The organism is Sphingomonas aracearum (assembly GCF_003345355.1).
GTDB lineage: Bacteria > Pseudomonadota > Alphaproteobacteria > Sphingomonadales > Sphingomonadaceae > Sphingomonas > Sphingomonas aracearum.
Genome location: NZ_QQNB01000002.1, coordinates 1155588 through 1182423, shown reverse-complemented (window position 1 = coordinate 1182423; position 26836 = coordinate 1155588). Strand labels below are relative to the sequence as shown.

The 26836-nt window shown below is 67.0% G+C and carries 19 protein-coding genes, 1 tRNA gene and 1 pseudogene; 9 read left to right on the top strand and 12 right to left on the bottom strand.

From position 1 onward, the window contains the following. Positions 1-49 precede the first annotated feature (49 nt). Positions 50-126: transfer RNA gene (locus DVW87_RS12860), tRNA-Met, on the top strand. A gap of 139 nt (positions 127-265) precedes the next feature. Here DVW87_RS12860 and DVW87_RS12855 read toward each other — a convergent pair. From DVW87_RS12855 to DVW87_RS18630, 7 genes are all read right to left on the bottom strand, one after another. Further along, on the bottom strand, positions 266-1333 hold the full coding sequence (locus DVW87_RS12855) for a phytase (protein ID WP_114688121.1): 1068 nt from the start codon (positions 1331-1333) through the stop codon (positions 266-268). Between the two features lie 65 nt (positions 1334-1398). Next, the gene (locus DVW87_RS12850; protein WP_239017881.1) at positions 1399-2598 is read right to left on the bottom strand and encodes an alkaline phosphatase; all 1200 of its coding nucleotides are present in this window, start codon (positions 2596-2598) and stop codon (positions 1399-1401) included. A gap of 10 nt (positions 2599-2608) precedes the next feature. Next, positions 2609-4012, bottom strand: a complete 1404-nt coding sequence (locus DVW87_RS12845) for a sensor histidine kinase (RefSeq protein ID WP_181814828.1) — start codon at positions 4010-4012, stop codon at positions 2609-2611. After that, a complete protein-coding gene (locus tag DVW87_RS12840) occupies positions 4009-4728 on the bottom strand; it encodes a response regulator transcription factor (RefSeq protein WP_114688118.1) in 720 nt (239 codons plus the stop codon). Before DVW87_RS12840 ends, DVW87_RS12845 begins: the two co-directional genes overlap by 4 nt. 61 nt (positions 4729-4789) lie before the next feature. Further along, a complete protein-coding gene (locus tag DVW87_RS12835) occupies positions 4790-7714 on the bottom strand; it encodes a TonB-dependent receptor (RefSeq protein ID WP_181814827.1) in 2925 nt (974 codons plus the stop codon). Positions 7715-8390: 676 nt separating this feature from the next. Next, a complete protein-coding gene (locus tag DVW87_RS12830; protein ID WP_239017880.1) occupies positions 8391-11390 on the bottom strand; it encodes a TonB-dependent receptor in 3000 nt (999 codons plus the stop codon). A gap of 98 nt (positions 11391-11488) precedes the next feature. After that, positions 11489-11749, bottom strand: a complete 261-nt coding sequence (locus DVW87_RS18630; protein WP_114688115.1) for an SUMF1/EgtB/PvdO family nonheme iron enzyme — start codon at positions 11747-11749, stop codon at positions 11489-11491. Between the two features lie 212 nt (positions 11750-11961). On the opposite strand from DVW87_RS18630, the gene DVW87_RS12820 reads away from it, so the two are divergent. After that, complete coding sequence (locus tag DVW87_RS12820; RefSeq protein WP_420822341.1) at positions 11962-12708, top strand: FadR/GntR family transcriptional regulator; 747 nt, start codon at positions 11962-11964, stop codon at positions 12706-12708. Between the two features lie 78 nt (positions 12709-12786). On the opposite strand, the pseudogene DVW87_RS12815 reads toward DVW87_RS12820, so the two are convergent. Continuing rightward, positions 12787-12990 (bottom strand): annotated as a pseudogene (locus DVW87_RS12815) (Gfo/Idh/MocA family oxidoreductase); the annotation flags it as partial. A gap of 135 nt (positions 12991-13125) precedes the next feature. On the opposite strand from DVW87_RS12815, the gene DVW87_RS12810 reads away from it, so the two are divergent. Both DVW87_RS12810 and DVW87_RS12805 read left to right on the top strand, forming a co-directional pair. After that, the gene (locus tag DVW87_RS12810) at positions 13126-15948 is read left to right on the top strand and encodes a TonB-dependent receptor (RefSeq protein WP_114688113.1); all 2823 of its coding nucleotides are present in this window, start codon (positions 13126-13128) and stop codon (positions 15946-15948) included. Positions 15949-15995: 47 nt separating this feature from the next. Continuing rightward, positions 15996-17447 carry a sulfatase family protein gene (locus tag DVW87_RS12805; protein ID WP_114688112.1) on the top strand — a complete coding sequence of 484 codons (1452 nt, stop codon included), beginning with the start codon at positions 15996-15998 and terminating at the stop codon, positions 17445-17447. Between the two features lie 235 nt (positions 17448-17682). On the opposite strand, the gene DVW87_RS12800 is transcribed toward DVW87_RS12805, so the two are convergent. Beyond that, positions 17683-18294: a sigma-70 family RNA polymerase sigma factor gene (locus DVW87_RS12800; RefSeq protein ID WP_181814825.1), complete on the bottom strand. Its 612-nt coding sequence runs from the start codon at positions 18292-18294 to the stop codon at positions 17683-17685. A 332-nt stretch (positions 18295-18626) separates the two neighbouring features. On the opposite strand from DVW87_RS12800, the gene DVW87_RS12795 reads away from it, so the two are divergent. From DVW87_RS12795 to DVW87_RS12775, 5 genes are all read left to right on the top strand, one after another. Beyond that, a complete protein-coding gene (locus DVW87_RS12795) occupies positions 18627-19172 on the top strand; it encodes a TetR/AcrR family transcriptional regulator (protein WP_114688110.1) in 546 nt (181 codons plus the stop codon). A 403-nt stretch (positions 19173-19575) separates the two neighbouring features. Then, positions 19576-20121: a TetR/AcrR family transcriptional regulator gene (locus DVW87_RS12790; protein ID WP_114688109.1), complete on the top strand. Its 546-nt coding sequence runs from the start codon at positions 19576-19578 to the stop codon at positions 20119-20121. 85 nt (positions 20122-20206) lie between these two features. Further along, the gene (locus DVW87_RS12785) at positions 20207-21433 is read left to right on the top strand and encodes an HlyD family secretion protein (RefSeq protein ID WP_420822340.1); all 1227 of its coding nucleotides are present in this window, start codon (positions 20207-20209) and stop codon (positions 21431-21433) included. Between the two features lie 86 nt (positions 21434-21519). Further along, a complete protein-coding gene (locus DVW87_RS12780; protein WP_114688234.1) occupies positions 21520-23016 on the top strand; it encodes an MDR family MFS transporter in 1497 nt (498 codons plus the stop codon). Then, positions 23016-24506, top strand: a complete 1491-nt coding sequence (locus DVW87_RS12775) for an efflux transporter outer membrane subunit (protein WP_114688108.1) — start codon at positions 23016-23018, stop codon at positions 24504-24506. Before DVW87_RS12780 ends, DVW87_RS12775 begins: the two co-directional genes overlap by 1 nt. Positions 24507-24526: 20 nt before the next feature. Here the strand turns inward: DVW87_RS12775 and DVW87_RS12770 are convergent, their stop codons facing one another. The 3 genes from DVW87_RS12770 to DVW87_RS12760 all read right to left on the bottom strand — a co-directional run bounded on the left by DVW87_RS12770 (position 24527) and on the right by DVW87_RS12760 (position 26708). Next, entirely contained in the window at positions 24527-24859 is a 333-nt protein-coding gene (locus DVW87_RS12770) for a PilZ domain-containing protein (RefSeq protein WP_181814824.1), read from the bottom strand. A gap of 169 nt (positions 24860-25028) precedes the next feature. Next, on the bottom strand, positions 25029-25370 hold the full coding sequence (locus DVW87_RS12765) for an SWIB/MDM2 domain-containing protein (RefSeq protein WP_181814823.1): 342 nt from the start codon (positions 25368-25370) through the stop codon (positions 25029-25031). A gap of 120 nt (positions 25371-25490) precedes the next feature. After that, positions 25491-26708: a UbiH/UbiF/VisC/COQ6 family ubiquinone biosynthesis hydroxylase gene (locus DVW87_RS12760; RefSeq protein ID WP_114688106.1), complete on the bottom strand. Its 1218-nt coding sequence runs from the start codon at positions 26706-26708 to the stop codon at positions 25491-25493. Positions 26709-26836 lie beyond the last annotated feature (128 nt).

The window sequence follows — 26836 nt, the reverse complement described above, 5'->3', positions numbered from 1 at the left end:
ACCCGTCCCTGCACGCAACAAGCGTCACAACAAGCGGATCAGATGGTGGCGCGGGGTGGAGCAGCCCGGTAGCTCGTCAGGCTCATAACCTGAAGGTCACAGGTTCAAATCCTGTCCCCGCAACCAATCCGGTCACGAACGGCCCGCCCCCAAAAGGGGCGGGCCGTTGCCGTTTGCGGCGGAACGAGGAGATGGTGCGCGAAGGAATGGGTTGCCTGCGCGTCTACAATCGAAGCAAGCACCTAGGCATCCTGTTCGAGGCCGGTCATCGTCGGGCAAGAGCTTCCAGAACGGATCCCCAGCTTACCATCTTGAAGTTCTGTGCGCGGGGTGCGTTGTTGCCGTCCTGCGCGATCAGGATGCCGGCCGGAAAATCCGGCCCGAAATCGCAGTCGCCGATCTCGATTCCATCGGTCTCGCTGGTCGCGCCGAGCTCCCCTGCGCCGATCCGGAACCGGCCAACGAAGCGGTCGTCCGCCAGATCATATACCGCATAGACGCTGTCGCCCTGGCTGGAGGCGACGAGCAGCGTCCGGCCGTCGTGGCCCCTTGAGATCGCTAGGCCTTCCACGTCGGCGACCAACGTGCGGTTGTCCACGCGAGCGACGGAAACCGGCGTTGCGTCGCCGCCAGGACGCGCATCGAAGCGCCAGATGCCGACATCTTCCTCCGCCACGTAGAGGCGCTGCGTGGCCGGGTCGACCACGCACCCCTCGGACTGGCTGGGAAGCTTCAGCGTGCGGATGATGCGCCCCGCTGGGCGAGAACCGCGCAGGTCGAGCGCGACCTGGTTGATCGTGCCGTCCTTCAGCACGACAAAGGCGTCCACAGCGCCATCGGGACGGCGGCCAAGGCAGATGCCATATGCCTCACCGGTTCCGGCGGGCACCGTGCCCAGCGGCTCCAGCCGCGCGCTCGCGGTGTCGAGGCGGAAGAGAGCGATCTTGGCGGCGGCGAGATCGTTGCGATCCGATGCTGCGACCAGCACGATCGGCGTTCCCGCCATTGCCGTCTCGACCAGATCGACATTGTTGACCCGGCCGGCGTTCAGGAAGTGGCGCTGACGGCCCTGCAGGTCGTAGACGTTGAGGCCTGCCTGCTTGTCGGTCGCCACGATCAGGCTTGCCGCCGGGTCGGCGGCGTTGCGCCAGATCGCCGGGTCGTCCGCCGCATCCGCATTCGCCGTCTGCACCGCTTCGGTCTCGCGCGTGGCGGTAACGACGGCAGTCTCGCCCGACAAAGCGGGTGCCGGCCCGGTCGCAAGCTGGGCGCAGCCGGGTAGCGACCCGGCGAACAGCGCCAGCGCGCCGGCGACAGCGGGGTATCTCGTCATCGTTTCAGCCTTTCCTGGTCATCGCGAACCGGCGGCAGCACGCGCCGCCGCCGGCCTCTCGTCGTTCAGCGTTCCGGCGACCAGCCGAACGCGGCCAGGATCACCTGGAACAAGCGGGTGTTCGGGAAAAAGCCATGCACCTGCTCGGCACCCGGCCCGGAGGCGGCGGCGATCACTTCCTCGCCGGTATGGCCGTCTTCCACTCCGATCACGTCGTTGGCACCGACGGTGGCTCCCGGCTTGGCCGCTGCCGCGGCAAACTGCTCCGCAAGCGGCGTTGCGCGCTTGCCGCCGTTCAGCCGCAAGCCGAAGCTGTGATCGGCCGTGAACAGGATCAGCGTGTCCTTGCCCGCGATGGCGCTGATGCGGCGGATCATGTCGTCCATCTCCACGACATGGCGGAGGCCCTTTTGCGGATCGTTTGTGTGCATGTCCCACTCGACCATGAGGAAATAGCCCTTGGGATTGCGCGAAAGCTGACGCACGGTCGCCTCCACCGCAGGGATCGGCTCGAAATCGGCATCGCGCAGCACCGCTGCACGGCCCGCCTGCGCGATCAGTGCCGGGTCCTCGCCGAAACGATAACCGGCGGCCGTGAACGCCTGCTCCGCGGTTGTCTGCCGCGCGCCGAAGGAGGCGAGGGCGTCCGCGCGCCCCTTGCCGATCAGGATGTCGACGCCGTTGCCGAAGCGGGGCGCGAGCATCTGGCGGAAGATCTCGTCCTTGTTCTTGCGTGACGCGACATGCGCGTAGGTGGCGGCCGGGGTCGCGTCCCAGATCTTCATGTTGGTGACGACGCCGGTCGAGAGCCCGCGCTCTTCCGCATATTCGAGCACCGTCTTCAGCGGCGTGACGGTCGCGCCGGTCGCGTCCGGCACCACCGAGACCATCGAGTTGTTGGTCTTCCGCCCAGTCATGATGGCCGTCATGCCCGCGCCCGAATCCGTCACCCACTGGTTCAGCGAGGAAGTGTCGGACAGGCCGACATAGGGCATGGACTGGATGAACAGCGATTGCGGCCGATCGTGCGCGAGGATGCCGCCGGCGTTCAGCGTGGGCACGCCGCCGGCATCGCCGAGAAAGACGATGACGTTGCGCGCGCGCTGTGCGGCCGGGCGCTTGGTGGGCGCCTCCTGCGCCGGCGCGGAAACGGCGCCGCCCATCGCGGCGGCACTTGCCGCCATGCCTGCGAGGACGAGCGCGTAGCGGGCGCGGCGCGAGCGGCGGAGAGCGCGTGCAGGCGCGGGCTGTCGAACGTCAGTCATGTGATTTTCCTTATGATGAAGGGGAAGGGGAAGGTTGAAAGCCGAGCGGAAGTGTCAGTCGCGCGCGCAGGCCGGGATGGTTGTCCTCCAGCTCCAGCCTGCCGCCGTGCAGCGAGGCGACAGCCTTCACCAGCGTGAGGCCAAGTCCGCTGCCGGGCGTGCTGCGCGCGCTGTCGAGCCGGCCGAACTTGCGCAGCGCCTCCGCGCGGCGGTCAACGGGAATGCCGGCTGCGCGATCTGCGACGCACAGATGCGCCTCGTTCTCCGCCGACAGCGCCTGAAGGCTGACATGCCCGCCGCTCGCACCGTATTTGAGCGCGTTGTCGAGCAGGTTGGCCAGCGCGCGGGCGAGCAGCGCGCGGTCGCCGCTCAACTCCAGCCTGGCCGGTGCTTCGACCGCGATCGTCACGCCCGCGGAACGCGCCACCGGCTCGTAGATTTCGCCCAGATCGCGCAGCATGGTGGCAAGATCGAGCCGCTCAAAGCTGCCGCGCCCGATCCCGGCCTCGGCACGGCTGATTTCGAGCGCGCCTTCAAGAATGTGGAGCACGTATTCCACCTCCTGCCCGATCGCCTGGAAACGGGGGGTGGGGTCGGCGCCGGCACCCGCTTCCTGTCCGCGCGCAACCTGAATGTGGATGCGGGTCAGCGGAGAGCGCAGATCGTGCGCCAGGGCATCGGTCAGCACCCGGTGCTCGCCGACGAGCGCCTCGATGCGATCCAGCATGGCGTTCAGCGAGATCTTGAGGCGGTCCACCGGATCGCTGCTGCCATCGGTCTCGGCCCGCCGCCTCAGGTCGCCAGCGCCGACATCCGCGGCCACGCGCGTGATCGCGGCCACCATGCGATTCATCTCACGCACGATCGCCAGGCTGCCGAGCAGACCCACCGGCACGGCAAGCGCAAAGGCGGCCGCCAGCGCGAGCAAGAGGGCGCGGTGCACATCCGCGCGATTGTCCAGCAGGCCGCCCAGCAGCAGGCGATGACCCGAGGAGAGGCGGGTGGTGCGGACCAGGAACTCCTCCGGAGCAGGCTCTCCTTCCCGGTGCAGCGACGCCGGAGTCCAATCCTGCGGTGCCTTCAGTCCTTGCGGCCATACGCGCAGATTGCCCGCCACCTTGCGCCCTTGCGGATCGACCAGCAGGATGGCGGTCTGATCGCGATGGGCACGCGCCGCGCGACTGTCCACGGCGATCTTCAGGCCCCGCAGGCCTCCCTCGGCAAGGTGTTTTTCGAGATTGCTCTGCCGGAACTCGAGCGGCCGTGCGAAGTCGTCGATCAGGACGCGATCGATCTGAAGATAGACGAAGAGCAGGATCGGCAACGTGCAGGCAAGGCTCAGTGCCAGGTGGAGCAGGACGAAACGCCCGCTGGTCGAGCGCCAGCCCTGCAAGCGTGCCAGTGCACGTCTCATGAGGTCGATCCGCCGGCTTCGGCCGGGGCGCATGTCGCCGCGCCGAGCCGGTACCCGGCGCCGCGCACGGTGTGCAGCAAGGGGATCAATCCGGGCCGATCGATTTCCTTGCGCAGATTGCTGAGATAGACGTCGATCACGTTGGTGCCGGGATCGAAATCGTAGTTCCACACCTTCTGCAGGATCATGGATCGGGTCACGACCTGGCCCTGGTTGCGGAGCAGGAATTCCAGCAATTGCAGCGCGCGCGGCTGGAGCTGCAGCCGCTGCCCTGCGCGTTCGGCGCGCGAGGCGAGCATGTCGAGCGTCAGATCTTCGTAGAACAATTGCGTGACCACAGCGGACGGGTGGCTGGCGCGGCGGAACAGCACCTCCAGGCGCGCGAGCAGCTCGCTCATGGCGAACGGCTTGACCAGGTAGTCGTCGGATCCCGCGCGCAGACCGCGCACGCGCTCGTCCGTGGAGCCGATCGCCGAAAGGATGATGACGGGCATGTCGGCGCCCCCGGCGCGCAGCTCTTCGAGCAGCGCGAGGCCGTCCAGCTCCGGCAGCATGCGATCGAGCACGACCGCCTGCGGCGCGATTTGCTGCGCCACTTGCAGCCCGCGCCGGCCATCGACCGCGCGCTCCACCCGGTACCCGGCCTCGACGAGGCAGGATGCGAGATAGGCGGCGGTGGCGGTATCGTCCTCGATCACGAGGATGGTCTTGGTCATGGCATGTGGCCCGGCGAGCCCGGGGGCGCAGCCGAAGATGGCGGCGCCCCCGGGTCACTCCTCAGAAGTTCAGGCGGACGCCCGCGAGATACCGGCGGCCGAAGGTTTCGTGCTCGATCTGGCGCGAGAAGCTACCCTGGTAGCGGATGCCCGGCTCGTTGGTCAGGTTGTTCGCGTCCGCATACAGCTGAACGTTGGCATTGATCGAGTAGCGCAGCGAAAGGTCGAGGCGCGCGACATCGGCCCAGTAGGTGTCGCCGATGATGTCGCCCGAGCCGATCGAGTCGAGATAGGCCTGCTGCCACTGATAGCTGAGCCGCGCCGAGAAGCCGTAGCGTTCGTAATAGCCGGACACGTTGTAGATCAGCGGCGAGGCCCCCGGCAGGTCGGTGGTGCGCCCGTCCGGCGTGGTCGCCTTGGAGTTGTTGATCGTGAGGTTCGCCTGCACGCCGAAGCCGCCCGCCCAGGCCGGCAGGCCGATGCCGCGCGCGAGGCCTTCCAGCGGCTGCGAGAAGGCGAATTCCAGGCCCTTGATGTGACCGCCGCCGCCGTTGGAGATCGTCTGGAACGAGTAGATCGAGCGATCCACACCGCTGGAGTTGAGCACGTCCGATCCGAACTGGGTCAGCTCGATATCGTACAGGATGTCCTTCAGGTCCTTGTAATACGCGCCGGCGGAGAAGAAGCCGCGCGAAGGCATGTACCATTCGAAGTACAGGTCCACGCCCTTGGCGCGCTCCGGCTTGGCGTTGGGATTGCCCCCGGAGATCACCTGATCGGTGTCGTCATACGAGAAATTGGGGCGCAGCTGATCGTAGTCGGGCCGCGCCGCACCCGTGTTGCCGGAAAGGCGCAGTTTCATGTTGCGGTTGATGTCCCAGTTCAGGTGCACGCTGGGATAAACGGACGTGAAGCTGTTGGATACGCGCACGGGCAGGTAGCCGTCGTCGGTGAGCGCCAGCGCGGCGCCGGTGTTCTTCACATTCTCCAGGCGCGCGCCGTAGACGATGTTGCCCCAGTCGAAATAGGTCGTCGCCATCGCGTATCCGGCGATCACCTCCTCGCTGACCCGGTAGTCGTTCTCCTCGCTGGCCCCTTCCTGCACCTGGGCGGCACCCGCGGCGAGGTAGCGGTCGAACAGTGCCTCGCCGAGTTCGCTGGAGAAATATTTGAAGCCGTAGCCCAGCGGGAGCTTGCCCTTGTAGGGTGTGTCGATGCTGATATCGGCCTGGGTCGGTGCGGTCAGACCGGCGGCTTCCAGCGTGTCCGGCGTCACTTCCAGCGTGGTGCGGCGCGACCGCTTGACGCGCTTGTCATACTCGCCACCGAAGCGGAACACCGTGTCTGCGCCGAACAGCGACAGGTTATGGTCGACGTCCAGCTTGGCGGTGTAGCCGTTGGTGCGGTCGAGCTGGTCGTTGCGCGTCATGGAGGCGAAATCGAGCTCGGTGGGCGAGATGAACGGCCGGGCCCGGCCGCGGCTATACGTACCGTCCGGATTGCGGATCGTATCATAAAGCTGCACGCGCGACAGGTTCGGATCGGTGAAGTCGTACACCAAGGTCGGGCGACGCGTGAAATCGGTGGGGCTCAACCAGGAGGACTGGAACGGCGGCTTGCTGCGCGCGTCGGCGCGCGTGTAGTTCAGGCGCCAGTTGACCTTCCACGTGTCCAGCTCGTGCTCGCCACCCAGCGTGTTGGTGAAGATGCTCTGCCGGCTGGAATTGCTGTTGAGCGTGCTCTGGATTTCCGATCCATACAGCGTACCCTGGACCGGGGTGTTGCCGGTGCGGATATCGGCATAGCCGGTGCGGTTGGTGGCGGTGGTGTTGTCCGTCCGCACCGCATCCTGATCCAGGTCGAACACATAGGCGTTGCGCAGCTCGTCGTCGCGGAACTGCGTGTAGATCGAACTGAGGAACACCCGCTGGTTGGTGTTCGGGCGCCATTCGAGCCGCCCGGAGAAGGAGGTATTGCTGCGCGTCAGCCGATAAAGCTTGTTCTGCGTCTCGGGGCGCCAGATGCGGGTCTCGCGGCCGGGCTGACGATCCTCCGTCGCGATCTCGTAATCGGTTTCGAAATTGTCGGTCACCATGTCGCGTTCGTACCGCGAGGCGCCCAGCAGGATGCCGAACGTATCGTTGGCGAACCGGTCGGAGACGAAACCGCCGACGTTGTACTGCTTGCCGTTGCCGAGATCGTTGAAGCCGTAGCCGCCGTCCAGCGCCATCTTGAAGCCGGGATAGTCGAACGGGCTGCGGGTGATGATGTTGATGTTACCCGCAACCGTCTCGCCCGGCATGTCCGGCGTCACCGCCTTGCGCACGACCGTCTGGCTGGCAATGGAGGAGGGGATCGTGTCGAACCGCGTTTCGCGCCCTTCCGGGCTGATCACGTTCACGCCGTCAAAGGCAAGCGTGGTCCAGCTCGACGGCGAGCCGCGCAGGCTGATGTAACGCTCCTGGCCCTGGTCGCGCCCGACGCTGACGCCCGGCAGGCGGCTGACCGCGGCGGCGATGTTCTGATCGGGGAAGCGGCCGACGCTGTCGGCGGCGATGACGTCGACCAGCGAAGTGGAGGCCCGCTTCAGCTGCAGCGCCGCCGCTTCGGACTCGGCGATCGGCCGGCTGCCGCTCACAACGATGTCCTCGTTCTCGGCCGCCGTCGGCTGCAAGGCGACGCGGACCTGGGCCGTCTCGCCCGGGGCAACCGTCACTGTCTGGTGTGCGGTCTCGAAGCCGACATAGCTGACCGTCAATTGCTGGCCGCCGGCGGGCACGCGCGAAAGCATGAACTGGCCATCATTGTCGCTGACCGCGACGACATCGGAGCCTTCGATGCGGATCTGCGCGCCGCGGAGCAGGTCGCCCGAGGGGGCCGTCACCGTGCCGCCGACCCGGCCTTCACCCGCGACCTGTGTCTGGGCCTGTGCCGCCGGACTGGCGAAGACAGTTGCAGTCGCAAGAGCAAAGAGGGCGGAGTGCAAGAAGAGGCGGCACCTGCCAAGTCGTGGATTAATCATGATGCCAAGGTCCCGAGATCTGGGCGCAGAAGCGCCATCATTGAAGATAGGCAGGTCTCAGGTGGATATGCGCGTTTACCGCCTCTCCGGGCGCGCATGTCTAATTAGACGACGTGGCAGGACCACTCGTCACTTCTCTTTTGTATTCAGAGGCCCACCCCGACCGTATGGGGAGCCTCTAGGATTAAGCACTTACATTTGTGTGACAGCCTCTTCCATTAAGGAAATTTAAGGCGATGGCGGCAGGCAGGGCGCAGGGTACGCGCGGACACCATCGTCGGAGCCTGCGTGCAAGGCGCCGACACGGGCCGTCGAGTCATCACGCTGCTCGAGACGCGCCTCGCGGGGGAAACGGAGAGGGCGGCCCGGCAGACATCGGCACGATCCGCGCTGCGCTGCGGGAGATGGATGCGGCGATCTACGCTCCCGCGGACTCCGCCCGCTTGGACGCCGCCTTCCGCCCACGCCATCGCACGATCGATAAGGAACGGTTGTTTTGTGCGCCTGATCACCTTTTCGGCGTCCGGCTTGTGCCGCCGGGCGAACTGTACACCGGGCGCGATAGGGGCGCTCCGCCGCGCACGAAGCGCCGGTCACGACCAACCCTGCGACGCGTGTCGCCGCAGGGTTGGTCGTCCCCTTACAGTTGGAACGTGGCGCCGACCGTCACCGTGCGCCCGATCCGCGTCTCGAACAGCGTGTCCTTGCGCTGGCTGTCCACGAACAGGCGGTTCTGCTCGTCCGTGAGGTTCTGCGCCTCGATCGAGACACGCAGCCGGTCGGACAAATTGTAGGAAGCCGACGCGTCCAGGTACAAGGTGGAGTCGTTGCCGTTGAGGTCGCTGCCCTGGGGTCCGGGGATGCCGCGGATGAACGGATCCCGGTAGTTCAGCGTGCTGCGGATGCTGAACTTGCGATCCTCGTAGAACACGGTCGCCGAGGCCGTGTTCTTCGACAGGCCGGTCAGCGCAGCCGTGGCGGAGGCCGTCACGACATTGTTGACCGTTGCGGTGATGTACCGGATCTTGGACGTGACGCGCGTGTAGTTGCCGAGCACGCCGAAGTTGCGCAGCACGGGCGAGGACAGGAAGTTGAACGGGATCTGCGCGTTCAGCTCGATGCCGTTCAGCTTGCCGCCCGGGGTGTTGGACGGCCGCGACACCGTGAACAGCTCGCCCGGCTGCGTGTTCGATCCGGCCAGCAACGCGTCCGGCAGGCCCAGCGTGTTGAACGGCACGGTCTGCGGCACGCTCTGGATGAAGGTCGCGATGTCCTTGTGGAAATAGGCGATAGACAGGAGCGAACCCGGCCGGAAATACCATTCCGCGGCGGCATCGAACGTGGTTGCCTTGATCGGATCGAGGAACGGGTTCTGCACGCTGCCGGTGCGCGTCACGTTGTTCACGCCGCTGGACGGGGTCAGCGAGCCGAGCTCGGGCCGCGACAGGACCTTGGCCGTCGAAAAGCGCAACAGCAGGTCGCGCGCGGGCTCCACCACGATGTTCATCGACGGCAGCCAGTTGTCATAGCTGCGCCGCGCTTCCGCGAGCCGTCCGACCACGCCGGTGGGCGAGGACGCCAGCGCAAGCTGGACATAGGCGCTGGAAAGCTGATCGGTGTGCACGTAGCGCACGCCGGCATCGCCGCGGACACTGAAGGGCAGGCGATCGCCGAAGTCGAAGGTCACCATCGCATAGCCGCTGGCGATATCCTCCTTCACCCGGTTCGTGCCCTGGCCGCATTCCACGCCGCAGGTGCGCGCGGCATCGAGGTTCAGGGCATTGTACAGCTTGTCCGGATCGAACACGGCCCAGCTCGATGGCGCGCCTTGCCCCCAGAGCTTGTCGACATCGGTCACCTGGCGCGACAGGTCGGTCAGCGTGACGCCGGCGGGCAGCGGCTTGGTGACGATATCCGCCGTGTAATAGCCGGTGCCGCGGGTGGTGAAGTCGCTGCGCCGGAACTGGCCGCCGACCCGGACGGTCAGCACGTCGTCGGCCTTCCAGCTGAGGTTCAGCTCGTCGGTGAAGCCCTTGGTCAGGTTGAAGCGCGGCGCTCCCTGCAGCATGAACCCGCCCAGCACGGTGCCGTCCGCCAGGCCCGGCGCATATTGGAAGTTGTTCGGATCGGACACATCGAAGCCGAAGCCCAGCGTCGGCGTGGTGCGGCCTTCGAAGTCCAGCGAAAACGGCTTGTCGATCGCGTCCGACCAATATTGGAAGCGCTTGTGCGTCTGCAGGCGCGAGCGATTGATGCCGACCAGCCCGGTCAGCTCCAGCCGGTCACTGAACTGATGCTTGAAGTTCAGGTTGACCTGCTTGAACGTCGACACGAAATCGTCGACCTGGCCTTCCGAGCGGATGTCAACGCCGTCGAACGAGGCCTTCTGCACCGAGCCCATCGGCGACAAAGTCAGATCACGGATCGACGTCATCGGCTGGCCGTTGTTCGAGATCGAGCGCGCGAACGAGACCGCTTCGATATATTCGTCGGTGCGGACCACGTCGAAGCGGGAATACAGCGTGTCCAGCGAGATGTCGGTGCGTTCGTCCGGCTGGAACTGCAGGGTCAGCGTGCCGCCGATCCGCTTCTGATCCTGGGTGGAATTAAGGTAGCGGGGCAGGCGCGGGAAGTAGGCGCCGCTGCCGGGCGTGTTCGGCAGGTCGGGGCGCCGCGCATTGTAGACGGCGTTGAACGCATCAAGCGAGCTGGTGCGCGGATTGCCCGGATAGCAGAGCGTGGCGGTGGCGCCCTTGGTGCCGATCGGCGGCGTCGCGGGCGTGAAGCCGGCGGGGGAGCAGAACAGGCCGTTGGTGTTGGCCGACAGGATGTCCACCGCCGAGTAACCGACCTCGCGGATGTTGCGCTGCTGATAGGCCAGCGAGCCGAGGATGCCCCAGCGCCCTTCGTCGAACTGCTTGGAGACGAGCAGCGAGCCGCGCGGATCGACGTCCTTGGACAGCTCGTTCCACAAGCCCTTGACGGTGGCGCTGAGCACGAAATCCTTTTTCTGGTCCAGCGGCTTGGGTGCGGTCAGGTCCACCGTGGCGCCCAGCGAGCCTTCCTCCACATCGGCGGAGGGCGTCTTGCGCACCGCCAGGCCGTTGAAGATCTCGGACGGGAACACGTTGAAATCGAACGAGCGCCCGCTGTTGCGGTTGCCGTAGATGTCGGAGGCGCCGGTCTGCGCGGTTCCTTCCATGCCGTTGATGCGCACGCGGGTGAAGCCCGAGCCCAGCCCGCGAACCGAGATGTTCTTGCCTTCGCCGCCATCGCCGCGGGCAAGCGCCACGCCCGGGATGCGCTGCATCGATTCCGCAAGGTTGGAATCGGGGAACTTGCCGATATCCTCGGCCTTGATGCTGTCGATCGCGGCCGTTTCGCGGCGCTTGTCGGCCAGCGCGTTGTTCAGCGATGCGCGAAAGCCGGTAACGACGATGTCCTCGCCCGTTGCGCCGTCCTGCGCCGGATCGGCGCTTGCCGGTGCTTGTGCCGTGCCCTGCGTCGCGCCGGGTTCGGCCGGCATACTCTGGGCCGGCGTGGTCTGGCCCTGCGCCGTTCCCGCCCATGCCAGAGATGCGATCAGCGCCAGACTGGACGAGCCCCGCCCGATCCGGTGCCCCCAAGTCGTTCCTGCCACGGCAAACCTCCCCTGTTCCGGCCAGGCACCTCAGTCGCCAAGCTCATTCTCCTTCGTCTATTACGAGCAGATAAGTATGACAAGTAGCCGAAAGTCACTTACGTGACGACGGCGGGCAAGGTGTGATCCCCCGGACACACTCGTCTCACAGCCCCGATCTGGCATACAAGAAGCGGTTCGCGCGGCGACGTGCGAGTGCATCGCCCGGGTCTGGTGAGCGCCACGGCGCCCTCCGGCGCCTCCCTGCCATGGGCGGCGTCCATCCAGAAGGGGTCGACCCGTACACGGCGCAGCGACGCTTCCTCGTCGTAGAAGCGTTCGGAACCCATGGCGAAGCTGCCGCCCGGCACCCGAACCATGTCTGCATGCGATGGCGGACCGGGTTTCCAGGCGATGGAAGCTCTTCATCTCGCGCTGTCGTGCCATGGTTGCGGATGCGCGTCTCGACGCCGTGCCGCATCATCGTCGGCGGCGTTTCGCGGACGTTTATATGGTAGGCTTCGCTTGTCTATGTTGGGATTGCGCATACAGTCGCGGCGGTGCCAACGACACGAGAGCCGGGGATAAGAGTTTGGCGGAGCTATCGAAACTGTCGCTGGACGATGTGCGTCCGCAACTCGGCCGCAACCTGACCTATGGGCTGCTCGACAGCCTGGGCCGCGCGATCGTCACCGGCCGTTTCGATGAGGAGGCGTTCCCGACCGAGGCCGAGCTTGCCCGGCAGCACGGCGTCAGCCGCTCCGTCACGCGCGAGGCGGTGAAGATGCTGACGGCCAAGGGGCTGCTGAGCGCGCGCCCGCGCCAGGGCACGATCGTGCAGCCGACCGGGTCCTGGAACCTGTTCGACACCGACGTGCTGCGATGGCTGCTGGAGCGGAAGTTCTCCATCGTGCTGCTCGAGCAGTTCAACCAGCTACGCGTGGCGATCGAACCGGAAGCGGCGGCGCTTGCCGCGCGCTTCGCTGCGCCCGACGACATCGGCCGGATCAGCGCCGGGCTGGAACGGATGGAGGCGGCCGAGCGCGGGGCGGACGACACGCTGGAAGCGGACATCGCCTTCCATGTCGCGGTGCTGCGGGCCTCGGGCAACCCGTTCTACGCGCAGTTCCGCGACGTGGTGACCACTGCGCTGCGCACCTCCATCCGCTTCACCAATCGCATCAAGGGGCGCACCGCCAGCGTGGCCGAGCACCGTGCGGTGCGCGACGCGATCGCCGCGGGCGACGGCGGTGCCGCGCGCGCGGCCATGCGTACGCTGATTGGCGACGTGCTGGACCTGATCGAAACGCACCGGGATGTCGCGGCCGCCGCCGATTAGTCCGTCATCCGGATCGGCAGGATCGATCCGTCCGTGCCGAAGCTGACCGGCTGGATCGCGACCACGCGTCCGCCCTTGTTAGGGTCCGTTGCCGCGCCCGGTGCGCCGCTGCGCCGCGGCCATCGCCTCGCCCTCTGCCGGGGCGATGCCGACCGGCTTCTCGTGATAGACGTGATGGCCCGAGTGCATCGCGTCGATCGCGATCCTGGCATGCGAGAAGTCGGGCGTGGCGAGCGTGACCACATCCACCTGCCACTTGTCGAAGAGCCGGCGGTAGTCGCGCTGGAGATGCCATACAGCCCCGCGTTACACCGTCTTGTCTTATTGATAAGATAAGTGGTGGACCGGCTTTGTCGGGCATGATACGTGTGCCCTGCACGACGAGGGGAAAACGTCGCGTGCAAGGGGAGGAACGCGATGCTCAAGCAACATCTTTTCGGTACGGCGGCCCTGGCGGCGGTTCTTGGCGTGGCGTATCCCGCCGCAGCGCAGACCGCCGATCCGACGCCCGCGCCGGCGCAGGACTCGAGTGCGGCACCCGAAAGCCAGGACGAAGGCGAGGACATCGTCGTCACCGGCATTCGCCAGTCGCTGGAGCGCGCGGCCGACATCAAGCGAACGGCCGTGCAGGTGGTCGACTCGATTGTCGCCACCGACATCGGCAAGCTTCCCGATCCCACCGTTGCCGCCGCATTGCAGCGCGTGCCGGGCATCCAGGTGTCCAATGATCGCAACAACGAACTGTCCAATGTCCGCATCCGTGGCCTGACCGACATTCTGACGACCCTCAACGGGCGCGAAATGTTCACGTCCACCGGCCGCGGATTCGATCTGAAGGATGTGCCCGCCGAAGCGCTGGCCCGGATCGATGCCTACAAGTCGCAAACCGCCGACCTGATCGAAGGTGGCGTGGCCGGTGGCATCGACCTGAAGCTGAACCGACCGTTCGCGTTCAAGGAGCCGGCGCTCGTGCTCACCGCACGCAACAATTACGGCAGCCAGGTCGACAAGAGCAATCCGCAGTTCGGGGCATTGGCCACGACCCGGATCAACACCCCTGCGGGCGAAGTGGGCCTGTTGCTGAATGGCACCTGGTCGCATTCGAACACGATCCGCACCGTGCGCAACCTCACCGACCGGCGCAGCTCGGGCAGCGCGCCGCTCAACACGCCCGGCTATTTCGTGCCGCAGGTTATCCAGAACATGCCCGATGTCGGCACGTTGAAGCGGTGGCAGGTGAACGGTGCGGTGGAGTGGCAGGCCTCGTCGGCGCTGAAGGCGTATGTCGAAGGGCTGTATACCTACTTCAACACCACGACGGGCTTTGCCGGTTTCAACCCGCAGCCGTTCACCAACGGCACGACCATGACGAACGTGGTGGCCAACAACAACTGCTTCCGCACGCGCGTGAATTCGGGCGGCACCAATCCCACGATCGTCAACAATGTCGATCCGGCGACCGGCCGGGTCACGCAGACCCTGCAACCCTTCACCACGCCCACTTTGTGCGACATCAGCAGCGCGACGTTCAACAACATCGTGGTCAATCAGAACTCCTCGTCGCAGGAGCTCACCCAGCGCAACAAGCTGATCGCCGGCGGCCTGGACTTTGCGGAAGGTGCGCTGAAGGGGCTGCTCGACGTGGCCTACCAGACTTCGAGCACGTTCACGCAGAACGTCAATGCCGAGGTCGGCCAGCGCGTGCCGACCCTCCGGCTGGTGACCGACGTCGACAACGGGCCGCAAATCTATCTGGACCCGACCATCCCGCTCAGCGGCGCCAATCTGTCGCTGCGCAACGCCTTCAACCAGAACTTCACGTTCGAGGACGGCTCCCTGTTCCAGGCGCGGCTCGACACCACCTACGAGGTCGGCGGCCTGCTCAAGAGCGTGCAGGCCGGCCTGCGGTTCGCCGATCGCGACTCCCGCCAGCAGCAGGTGCTGCAGACCACGGCGATCTCCACCGTGGGGTTCGGCAATATCGGCACCGCCACGGAGTCCACGGCGCGGCTGGTTTCCAGTCTGCGCCTGTCGCCCGACTTCCTGGGCCCGATCGGCTATGCCCCCGGCATCAACGGCGGCCAGACCTTCGTTGGCGTCAATCCGGCCTATCTCCGCTCCGAGCGGGGCCGCAACGAGCTGCGGTCCTTGTTCAACCTGGCGCAGCGGCAGCCGGACTATGACCCGACCAAGCAGTTCGACGTGGCCGAGAAGACCTATTCCGGCTATCTGCAGGCCAATTACGAGATCCCCGTCGGCGGGATCGTGGTGGACGGCGCAATCGGCGGGCGCCTGACCCGGACCGAGCGCCAGATCGACGGCTTCACCCGGTCTGGTGCGAGCATCCTGCCGGTGGGCGCCAGCACGACGGATACCGATTTCCTGCCCAACGCCACGGCACGGGTGCAGTTCGGGTCGGGCTTTCAGAGTCGCCTTTCCTGGTCGCGCACGATCCGCCGTCCGGATTTCGCCTCGCTCAATCCGGCGGAGTCGCTGACACTGGTGGGCAACGTGTTCCTGCTCAACACCGGCACCCGCGGCAATCCCGACCTGCGCCCGCAGAAGTCGGACAGCATCGACGCGACGCTCGAATATTATTTCAAGAGCGGTTATCTTGCCGTCACCGGGTTCAAGCGCTCGATCAAGGATCGTGTCGTCAACTCCTCCACGCAGGAGACGATCGGCACGCTCAACTACCTGATCACCACGCCGCGCAACGTCGGCTCCGTTGATCTGAAGGGCATCGAGGCCAGCGGCCAGTATTTCTTCGATTTCCTGCCCGGCGCGTTGGCCGGCCTGGGCGTGCAGGGTGCCTTCACGCTGGTGGATTCGAACATCACCGGCAACGATCCGCTGGCCGGCTACCCGCTTCAGGGCGTGTCGAAGTACAATTACACTGCGGGCCTGCTGTACGACAGAAGCGGGCTGAGCGGGCGGCTCGTCTACACCTACCGCTCGCGTTATTATAACGAGGACAATACCGGTGGCGTGATGCTGCGGATGATCCCGGAGGCGCTGCTGGACCAGGTCTACCAGCCCGTGCTGTTGACCTATACCCGGCCGGCAGGCCGGCTGGACTTCAGCGTCGGCTACGACGTCACCTCTGCGCTGCGTCTCGACATCGGCGGATCGAATATCCTGCGCAACAAGACCACGTCCTATCGCGGGCAGGATTACTTCAACTATCAATGGTTCGGCGACGAGACCACCTACACGATCGGCGCGCGCGTGCGCTTCTGACGGAAGACTGCCGTTGGGCGGGGTGGCAGACAGGCAAGGAGAACGGGATGAAGCCGGGACATATCGCGCGACTGGCGTTCGCGACCACCTCGCTGGTCGCGCTGGGGCAAGTCGCACCGGTGGCACGCAGCAAGGCGGCCATGCAGAACCCGGCCGCGGCCCGGGAGTCCGCAGGCCCGGCCCGGCCGAACCTGGTCATCTTCCTGGCCGACGATCTGGGCAACGACATCCAGCCGTTCGGCGACAGCAACGCGCGCGCGCCCAACCTCGCCCGGCTGGCGGCGGACGGGATGACGTTCGATCGCGCGTTCGTCGCCTCGCCGGCCTGCGCGCCCAGCCGCGCGGCATTGCTCACCGGGTTGATGCCGGCGCGCAACGGTGCGGAAGCCAACCAGAAGGCCCCCCGCGCGGACGTGCGCAAGCTGCCGGCCTATCTGCATGACCTCGGCTATGAGGTCGTCGCGTTCGGCAAGGTCTCGCATTACCAGCAGACCGCGATGTACGGCTTCGATCATTTCGAGCATGACAAATTCCACGATCCCGAAGGCGTGCCATCGGCGATAAAATGGCTGAAGGCGCGCAACGACAAGCGGCCGCTGGCGATCTTCGTCGGCAGCAACTGGCCGCACGTCCCCTGGCCGGAGACGACCGAGGGCTACCAGCCCGCGGCTCTCCGGCTGCCGCCCAAGACGCCCGACACCCCGATCACCCGCGATGCGCGGGCGCGCTATTATGCGGCGGTGTCGCGGCTCGACAAGGAAGTGGGCGACACGCTGGACACCGTCGATACGGTGCTGGGGCCAAACACGTTCGTGCTGTTCTCGTCCGATCACGGCGCGCAATGGCCGTTCGGCAAGTGGAACCTGTACGACACCGGCACGCGCGTGCCGACGATCGTGCGCTGGCAAGGGCATGTGCAACCCGGCAGCCGGACGGGGGCGATGGTCAGCTGGGTCGATATCCTGCCGACGCTGGTGGACCTTGGCGGAGGCAAGGCGCCCGCCGGCATCGACGGCACGTCCTTTGCGCCCGTGCTGCGCGGCGACACGCGCTTCAAGGGGCGCGGCGAGATCTACACCACGCACAACAATGACGGCAGCATCAACGTCTATCCGATGCGCAGCGTGCGCACCGGGCGATGGAAATACATCCACAACCTGCACCCGGAATACACCTACACCACGCATATCGACCAATGGGTGAAGCGGGTGGATTCCGGCAAATACTTCCCGTCTTGGCGGGAGGCGGCAAAGACCGACCCCGCCGCGCGCGCGACCGTCCAGGCCTATTATCATCGGCCCGGCGAGGAATTGTACGACCTTGCCGCGGATCCGGACGAGAAGCGCAACCTTGCCGCCGATCCTCGCTATGCCGGCGTGCTGAAATCGCTGCGTGCCCGGCTGGCGGCGTGGCGCAAGCAGCAGGGCGACACGCATCCGGTGGAAGGAGTGCCGCACTTGCGCGAAGGTCCGCTGACCGGCGAAGCGCAACCCGACTGATCGGGGCGCATCCCGCATGGAAACCGATCGGTCGCGCGACCACAAGCCGGGTGAAGGCATGCGCGCCAGGATCAGGTCGGCGGCTTTCCCTGCAATCATGATCGTCGCGGCGTCGGTGTTTCCGGCCGTTATCGGGCGCGAGCGAGAGTGTCCCGGCCCTTCAGGGCAGCGGCGGTGATCTGCGCGGCATCGCCGCTTCCCGAGAGCATCGGCAGCCCGGCTGGCCCGGAGCCAGTCAGCCGATCATCAGCGTCTTGCCTGCCGCCTTGGCGGCGCGCCACCGGGCTATGCCCGAGGCGCGCTGAACGTCGTTCGCAGCTTCCGCGGCGGGTCGCTTGGCGCTCGGGGGCGGGCAGGATGCGGGCGCGTCCTGCACTGCAGAGGGGGGTGGCGTTTCGGCCTCGATCATGCCGATCAGTGCAAGGCGGGCGCGGGTGACTCGGCTCTTAATCGTCCCGACCGGGATGCCGCTGCGGGCGGACGCATGTTCGTAGGAAAGATGCTCGACGGCGACGAGGTTGAGCGCGTCCTGCTGCTCGCGGGGCAGCTGTTTCACGAGCGCCAGCGTCTGCTTCAACTCGATGGTGGCGCTCTGCTCTTCGCCGGTCGACAGCGAGCGTTCCAGATCGTCGGACCATGTACCGACATGGCGCTGCCGCCGGACATGGCTGAAATAGAGATTGCGCAAGATGGTGAGCAGCCACCCGTGCAAGTTGGTGCCGGCCTCGAACCTGTCCCGCGCCCGCCACGCCCGCAACAACGTGTCCTGGACCAGATCGTCGGCACCCGTGCCGTCGCGCGTCCACCTGCGCGCGGCGCTGAGCAGGCGGGGCGCCAGAGCGATCAAGGCCTGTTCGAACGATCGATCCGCGTCGTCCGATGCGCTGGGCGACTGCGCCGTCGTGCGACCTGCTCGCCTGGCCGGCCGCATTTCATCGGATTGTCGCCCGGCCGGCAGGGGCGGAGGCATGTCGAGGGACGGAACCGGAATCATCAGACCACCTGCATAAAGCGGACGCTTGTGTCTGCTTAGTGGTGAACGCCAGGCGGAGCCGTTGGTTGCAATCGGTTTGGCCTTCCCTCCTCATTAAGGATGCTGGCGTCGGCGCGGTGGCCCCAGCGGAAGATCGGGCAAGAAGCGGCTTGACCAAAGCGGACCTGTCTGTCCAAATCCACTAGGTGCAAAGCATACGCAAGGATGTGGTCCGCAATCGGGCCGAACTGTTGGCAACCGCCGAGGCGGTGATGGCCGACCATGGCGTGCTGGTCGGCCTGAGCGTGATCGCCAGGGCCGCAGGGGTCGGCCAGGGAACGTTGTACCGGCATTTCCCGGATCGGCAGACGCTGCTGCTGGCCTTGATCGACCGCACGCTGAAGCGGTTGGAAGTGTTCGCGTCGGCGCAGCAGGGCGTCAACGGGTTGTTCCTGTTTCTGCGGTTCTGCGCCAACCATGCCCGCGAACATGCGGCGCTGGCCGATTACCGGCGGGTGGTCGACGAAGGCCACCAGGACATGAAAGCTGCGCGAGACCGGTTCGTCGCGATCGTCGAGCCGTTGCTCCACCGCGCGGTGGAAGCGGGCCTTTGCCGCCCGGACCTGACGATCAACGATATCGAAGCCGTGTTATGCATGTTCAATGCACTTTCGCCCGATGCCAGCTGGGCGGAGGCGCCTTCGCTCGACCGTGTTCTGGAACTGGTAACCGGGGGTCTGCAGCGGCGGTGACCGCGCGAGGTCTCGCCGTGGCTCGGCGGTTTCCTCGCGGCCGGTCGTCGGGCGCTTAGGCGGGAAGCTTGTTGAGACAGGATGGTTGCGTCAATATTCGCGCTCATCCTTCGAGAAATTACTCTATCAGCATCATGAACATCGTTTGATTCGCAAGAAGATCTACCCGTGAAGTCTTGAGCCGGATGCGGGAGAAGGCGATGCAGCACATGCCCCGCTGCGCCGATCTTGCGCTCGCTCGGCGGCAAGCACGAGGTTACGGAGCGCAGGTGTCGGCCGCAGCGCGCCGCCAGACTTCATCCCGCGGCGGGTCTTGAAGCGCGCCTGCCGCGGCCGGTATGGGATAGCTGCCCCGAACGGCGGGGCGGAGCCGATCATGGACCAGAGGACGTGTTGACCGACCATGCGGCGTGATGCGCAGGTGCGTCGTGATGCGCTGATCGCGGCCGGTGCCGAACTCTTCGCGGCCAGGGGGTATGACGTTCCCCTGGAGGAGGTGGCGGTGCAGGCCGGCGTGGGTCGCGGAACCCTGTATCGCAACTTCCAGGATCGCAGCGCGCTGGCTCTGGCCATCTTCGATCGCGAGCTGGATCACATGGCGCAGGGGGTGGACCCCGCGCAGGACCTGCACGACACCCTGCGGACCCTGATCCGCGCCGGTGCGCGCGGCAGTGCGCTGTATGCGCGCATCGGGTCCCAGGTGGCTGAAGACCAGGCAAACCGAGCGGCGTTCGAGCGGCTCGGCGATCGGTTCGCCGGACTTCTGGAGCCGATCGCGACGCGGGCGCGGACAAGCGGCGCGCTGCGCCCGGACGTGGATGGCCGCAAGCTGGCCATCGTGGTGCACATGATCGGCGGGCTCGCGCGGATCAAGGACGAGGAGAAGTCCGCGTTGCTGATCGAAGAGGCGCTGGATCTCGTCCTGACGGGCCTTCGTTCCCGCGCGTGACCGGCTATCCGGACATCTTGTCCGGAACATGTCCGACTGTTACAGGGCGCACGATTGGCGGCCGGCGCGCCGGGGATGAACGAGGTTGAGCGTGGACCGAGACAGCAGGACGCCGCACGAGAGCGCGTCGTCCGAGAACGAGAGCCCTGCGGCTGGAGAACCCGCGGAGCAGGACAATGCGGCGACCGACGACGGGCAGAAGGGGGCGGCCAAGAAGGGACTGAGCGGCCGCGCGAAGATCATCCTGCTGCTGCTGGCGGTGGGGGCGCTGGTCGCCGGCCTCGTCTGGTACCTGCGCTACGAATCGCGGGGCAAGTACCTGCAGGAAACCAACGACGCGACCGTGTCGGTGGACATGACGACCGTTTCCCCGCGCGTCGCCGGCTATGTCGAGCAGGTTTTCGTGTCGGACAACCAGGACGTCGCCGCGGGGCAGCCGCTCGCCCGGATCGATCCCCGCAACTCGCGCGCACAGGCTGCGCAGGCGGAGGCGCAGATCGAGGTCGCGCGGGCGCAGGCGAACAATGCGCGGGCGCAGATCCGCGAGCAATATGCCACCATCGCGCAGGCGGAGGCGCAGCTTGCCTCGGCGCGGGCGAAGGCGGCCTATGACGCGGCGGAGGTTGCCCGTTACCGCCCGCTTGCCCTGTCGGGAGCCGAAACGCGCCAGCAACTGGCGCAACTCGAGTCCACTGCGCGCCAGTCGGCACAGAATGCGCGCGCGCAGGCCGCGGCGCTGGTCATGCAGCGGCGGCGGGTCGCCTCCTACGAGACGCAGGTCCAGCAGGGCGTGGCCCAGGGACGCTCGGCTGAGGCACAGCTTGCCTCCGCCAACGTGGACGTCAACGCCACGCTGATCCGCGCGCCGGTCGCCGGGCGCGTCGGCGACAAGACGGTGACGCCGGGCCAGTATGTGCAGACGGGCACCCGCCTCATGTCGATCGTGCCGCTGAACAGGCTCTACATCACCGCGAACTTCAAGGAAACGCAGCTGTCGCTCATGCGGCCGGGCCAGCCGGTGTCGATCAAGGTGGATGCGCTGGACGGCATCGACCTGAAGGGCCGGGTGGAAAGCGTGGCGCCCGGTACGGGAGCGCAATTCTCCCTGCTGCCGCCGGAGAATGCCACCGGCAACTTCACCAAGATCACCCAGCGCGTGCCCGTGCGCATCTCGATCGAGGCGACTCCGGCCGCACGTCGGCTGCTTGTGCCCGGCCTGTCGGTGGTGGTGACGGTGGACACGATCGGCGCCAAGGGCGAGCTGGACCGCATCCGCGAGCAGCAGCAACAGATCGACCGCAAGGATCGCTGAGCGTGGCCAGTGCCGCCCTCGAACAGCCCGGCAAAGGGCGTGGCGCGGGAAGCGGCACGCCCGAACGCGCCGACGCCGCCGCCTGGATGGCGGTGGCGGCCGGCACCTTGGGCGCGTTCATGGCGACGCTGGACATCTCCATCGTCAACTCCGCGCTGCCGACGATCCAGGGCGAGATCGGCGCCAGCGGCACCGAGGGCACGTGGATCGCGACCGCCTATCTGGTCTCCGAGATCGTCATCATCCCGATGTCGGCCTGGTTCCAGCGCGTGCTGGGCCTCCGCACCTTCCTGCTGATCGCCGCCGCCCTGTTCATCCTCTTTTCCATGCTGTGCGGATTTTCGACCAATCTCGGCATGATGGTGGCCGGACGCGTCGGCCAGGGCTTCACCGGCGGCGCGATGATCCCCACCGCGCAGGTCATCATCGCGCAGCGGCTGCCGCGATCGCAGCAGCCGATCGGCATTTCCGCCTTTGGCGCAACCGCGATCCTGGGGCCGGTGCTCGGCCCGCTGATCGGCGGCTGGCTGACGGAGAATATCAGCTGGCATTACGCCTTCTTCCTGAACCTGCCGATCTGCATGGTGCTCATCACGCTGCTGCTCGTCGGCCTGCCGCATGAGAAGTCGCGGCTCGACCTGTTCGGCGAAGCGGACTGGAAGGGCGTCGCTGGGCTCGCCCTCGGGCTGGGCGGACTGACGGTGTTCCTGGAGGACGGCCAGCGCGAGCAATGGTTCGACTCCAGCCTGATCCGCACGATGTTCGTGGTCATGCTGGTCGGCTTCGGCCTGCTGTTCTGGGGGCAGGCGACGGCGAAGCGGCCGATCATCAAGCTGAAGCTGCTGCTCGATCGCCAGTTCGGGTCGGTGGCGCTGATGGGCGTGGTGCTGGGCGTGGTGCTGTACGGCACCTCCTACGCGATCCCGCAGTTCCTCGCCTCGGTCGCCGACTACAATGCGTTGCAATCGGGCAAGGTGGTGCTGCTGTCCGGCATCCCCAGCCTGTTCATGATGGTGGCCGTGCCGTTGTTGCTGCGCACGGTGGGCATCCGCATCGCGGTTGCCACCGGGCTGCTCATCATGGGCGTGGCGGCGCTGATGGACGCCAACCTCACGCTCGATTCGGCGGGTGGCGACTTCACCGCCTCGCAGCTGATGCGCGGGATCGGCCAGATCCTGGCCATGCTGTTCCTCAGCCAGGCGGTGGTGCGATCGGTGCCCGCGGAGGATGCCGGCGATGCGTCCGGCCTGTTCAACGCGGTGCGTAACCTGGGCGGGAGCTTCGCGCTCGCCGGCATTTCCATCCTGCAGGAGCAGCGCGTGTGGTTCCACTCCCGCCGCATGGAGGAGACGCTGAACGCCAACAGCGTCGCCGTGCAGGATTACGTGCAAGGCTCGGCGCAGCAAATGGGCGGCACCGCCACGGCGCTGCGCCTGATCGGCCAGCAGGTGCAGGGGCAGGCGCTGGTGATGACGTACAACGACATTTTCTGGATCATGGGCATGGGCACCCTGATCGTGCTGCCGCTGGTGCTCTTCCTGAAGCCGCTTCCCAAGGACGCCAAGCCGGCGACGGTGCATTGATGCGACGCTCTCTTTCCCTTTTCGCCGGCCTGCTGCTGGCTGGCTGCACCGTCGGGCCGGACTATGCCGGACCGCCCGGCGTGGCGTCCGATGCGGCGGCCCGCGGCCGCTTCGTGCGGGCGGAAGATGCCGCGCTCACGGCAGCGCCCGGCCTTGCCCGCTGGTGGGAAACGCTCCGCGACCCGACCCTGAGCGCGCTGGTGGACGATGCGCTGGCGCACAGCCCGTCGATCGACGAGGCGCTGGCCCGGATCCGGGCCGCCCGGGCACAGCTCACCTCGCAACAGGCCTCCCAGCTGCCGAGCGTCAGCGCCAACGGATCGTACCTCCATGCGCGGCTGCCCGGCAGCGGGTTGGGCGCCCTGGCAGGTGGAGAGTCCGGCGGCGGCGAGAGCGGATCGGGGGCGGGATCGGAGAGCGGCGGCGAGGGCGGCTCGAGCAGCCTGGACTTCTACAATCTCGGGTTGACGGCCTCGTGGGAGCTGGACCTGTTCGGCGGCTTGCGTCGCGGGGTGGAGCAGCGCCGCGCGCTGATCGGCGCGCGCGAGGCGGACCTGGCCGACGCGCAGGTATCGCTCTCCGCGCAGGTCGCGCAGGCCTATGTCGATCTGCGGGACGTGCAGGCGCGCATCCGCCTGAACACGCAGTCCACTGCCCTTCAGCAGCGGCAGGTGGCGTTTGCCGAACAGCGTTTCCGCGGCGGCACCGTTTCGCTGCTCGACGTGGAGCGTCTGCGCAACCAGCTGGAAAGCACGCAGGCGCAGGCGATCCCGCTCGGCGCGCAGCGCGACGGCTATCTGAACCAGCTGGCGGTCCTCACCGGGCGCACACCCGGCGCGCTGGACGACACGCTCGGCACGATCGTGGAGGTGCCGCTGCCGCCGGCGCAGGTGCCGATCGGCGATCCCGCGACGCTGATCGCGAGCCGCCCCGACGTGCGCAGCGCAGAGCGGGTGCTCGCCTCCGACACGGCGGCGATCGGCGTCAACAAGGCACGGCAACTGCCCGGCATCAATTTCATGGGCATCCTGGGCCTCGGTGGCACCGAGCCCGGAGACGTGTTCGATCCGGACAAGCTGACTGCGCTGCTGGCACCGCAGCTCAGCTGGTCCTTTCTCGATTTCGGCCGCAACCGGGCGGCCACCCGCGAATCGGAGGCGCAGCGAGACCTGAGCGAGGCGACCTACCGGCGCACGGTGCTGGCCGCGCTGCAGGATGCGGAGGATGCGCTGTCCCGCTTCGGCAACACGCGCGCGCAGCTGGGGCAGCTCGCCCTGGCGGAGGCCACCGCCAGGCGCGCGGCGGGGCTGAACGAACAGCGCGTGCGGGCGGGCACGAGCACCGTGTCGGACCAGCTCGATGTCGAGCGGCAGCGCATCTCGGCGACGATCGCGGTTGCGCAGGCGCGGGCGCAGCTCACGCAAAGCTACATCGCGGTGAACAAGGCACTGGGGCTCGGCTGGACGCCCGCGCCGCCGGCCGCGCGGTGAGGAAGGAAGCGCCGACCGGTCTATCTCAGGGGTGGCGCGTCGCCCAGCTGGGCGCAGATCCCGTCGGGATAGAGCTCCACCCGCTGTAGCGTCGGCTCGTCGAGCGGCCGCTCGAACCGGATGCCGAGTCGATTGCCGCGCCGCCAGACGATCGTTGCATGGCCAAGGTCGCACTCGGCGGCCTCCACCAGCAGGCGCGCGGGTGCGGCCTGCGCCTCCTCGCAATAGACGAGCGCTCCCGCGGACGAGATGTCGAGCAGGTGGGCCCTAAGCCATTCACTGCCGCTGCCGATCCGAGCGGGTTGGAAGACCTTGCGGCGTTTCTCCCGCCTGGGCCGCGGTTCGTCCGCCAAACCTTGCCTCCTATACTCACCGGTCGCGACAGGCACCTTGGCGTCGCGTTTAGCTGACGAAAGCGACATTGCCGGTAAGTTGGGGCAGGTCAACAGGTGCGGACAGAGCCGCCGCTCACGCGGTGGGGCCGCCGCCGGTCGTCCGGACCGGCCGGCAGCCCGGCCTCGATCAGTCCTTCTTGGCCGAAAGATGCGCGCTGAGATGCTTGTTCATTTCGAACATGCTGGCCGATTTCTTGCCGAAGATCTTCTGCAGCTTGTCGTCCGCGTTGATCTGGCGACGGTCCTTGGCGTCCTGCAGGTCGTGCTTCTTGATATAATCCCACACCTTGCTGACGACCTCGCTGCGCGGCAGGTCGTTCTTGCCGACGATCTCGGCCAGTTCGGGCGAGGGAGTGACCGGGGCGGTGATGCCGCCGCGCGCGCCGCCGGCGGGCTTGCCGGTGGACTTCACCTTCTTCTCGGCAGCCTTGGTTTCGTCCTTGCCGCGCTTCTCAGCAGATCGTGCCATTGTCCTTCTCCCTTCGTGTACGTGCCGGGTGCACAATGACTCGAAAGCCAACTTGCTCCAAGAGGGTAAGAAAGGTCGGCATTTTACGTCCGCCGAGAGACGGGCGGCGCCGGATCAGCGTCAGACCGTCATGCCCTGCAGCAGGCGGGGCACGTCGCCGGACTCGCCGCGCGCTTCCGCCATGAACCGGTCCTTCAGCATGGGCACGCGGTCCACCGCGTCGAGGCCGAGGCGGCGGATGCGCGAGGCGGTGCGGCCGGGCAGGCCGAACAGGCGGGTGAGCCCGTCCGTCGCCAGCGCCACCATGAACGTGTCGAGGCTGCGCCAGCGCTCGTAGCGGGCCAGCAGCTGCGCGTCCCCGAGATCGAGGCCGAGGCGACGGCCCTCCACCAGCACCTCCACCAGCGTGGCGACATCGCGAAAGCCGACGTTCACGCCCTGGCCGGCGATGGGGTGGATGCCGTGTGCGGCGTCGCCGACCAGCGCGAGCCGCTCGCCCGTGATCGTCGCGGCATGGTGGAAGCCGAGCGGGTAGCTGGAGCGCGGCGCAAGGCGCGAGAGCGCGCCGAGGAACCCGCCCATCCGCTTCTCCGCCTCATGGAGCCAGGCGCGATCGGAAAGCTTCAGCATGCCCGGCGCGTCGGCGCGGCGCACCGACCAGACGATCGCCGAGCGATGGCCATGCTCGTCATCGGCAAGCGGCAGCAGCGCGAACGGGCCGGAGGGGTAGAAGATCTCGTAGGCGATGTTCTCGTGGCTTTCCTCATGGTGAAAGGCCGCCACCATGGCCCCATGATCATATTGCCACCGCGCCACGCGAATGCCGGCCGTCTCCCGCGTGGGCGAGTTGCGGCCTTCGGCGCCGATCAGCAGGGCGGCGCCCACCTCCCGCCCGTCGTCCAGCCGCGCGACCACGCCGGCCGCCGTCCGCCTTACGTCCACCGCGCGCGTCTTCATGCGCAGGTCCACCAGCCGCGCGGCGGCGGCGGCGTCGTGCAGGCTGCGCCGCAGGTGCCGGTTCTCCACCATGCGGCCGAGCGGCTCGGTCGGCTCGGCGGGCGCGAAGTCCAGCTTGCCGGGCGCCAGGCCGTCGCTGACGCGGATTCCCTCGATCGGATTGGCATGCGGTCGCAGGCGTTCGGCCGCGCCGATCGCTTCCAGCATCCGCCACGGCGCACTCGCCACGGCGGACGCCCGACCGTCATGCGCGGCGGCGAGGATCACCTGCGGGTCGGCCGGGTCCACGACGATCGAGGAGAGGCCATGGGCGTCCAGCGCGACGGCCAGCGCGCTTCCTACCAGCCCACCACCGAGGATGAGTACGTCTGCACGTTCCATGAGGGCGGATGTAGGCGGGAAGAGGGCGGGCGTCGATGGTGGATGTGCGATCCGGCGCAAGCGTCTGGCGTCGCCCGGTACGGATGCGGGGGAGGGGTGCGGTACCGCCTTCTTGACGCCGGACTCCC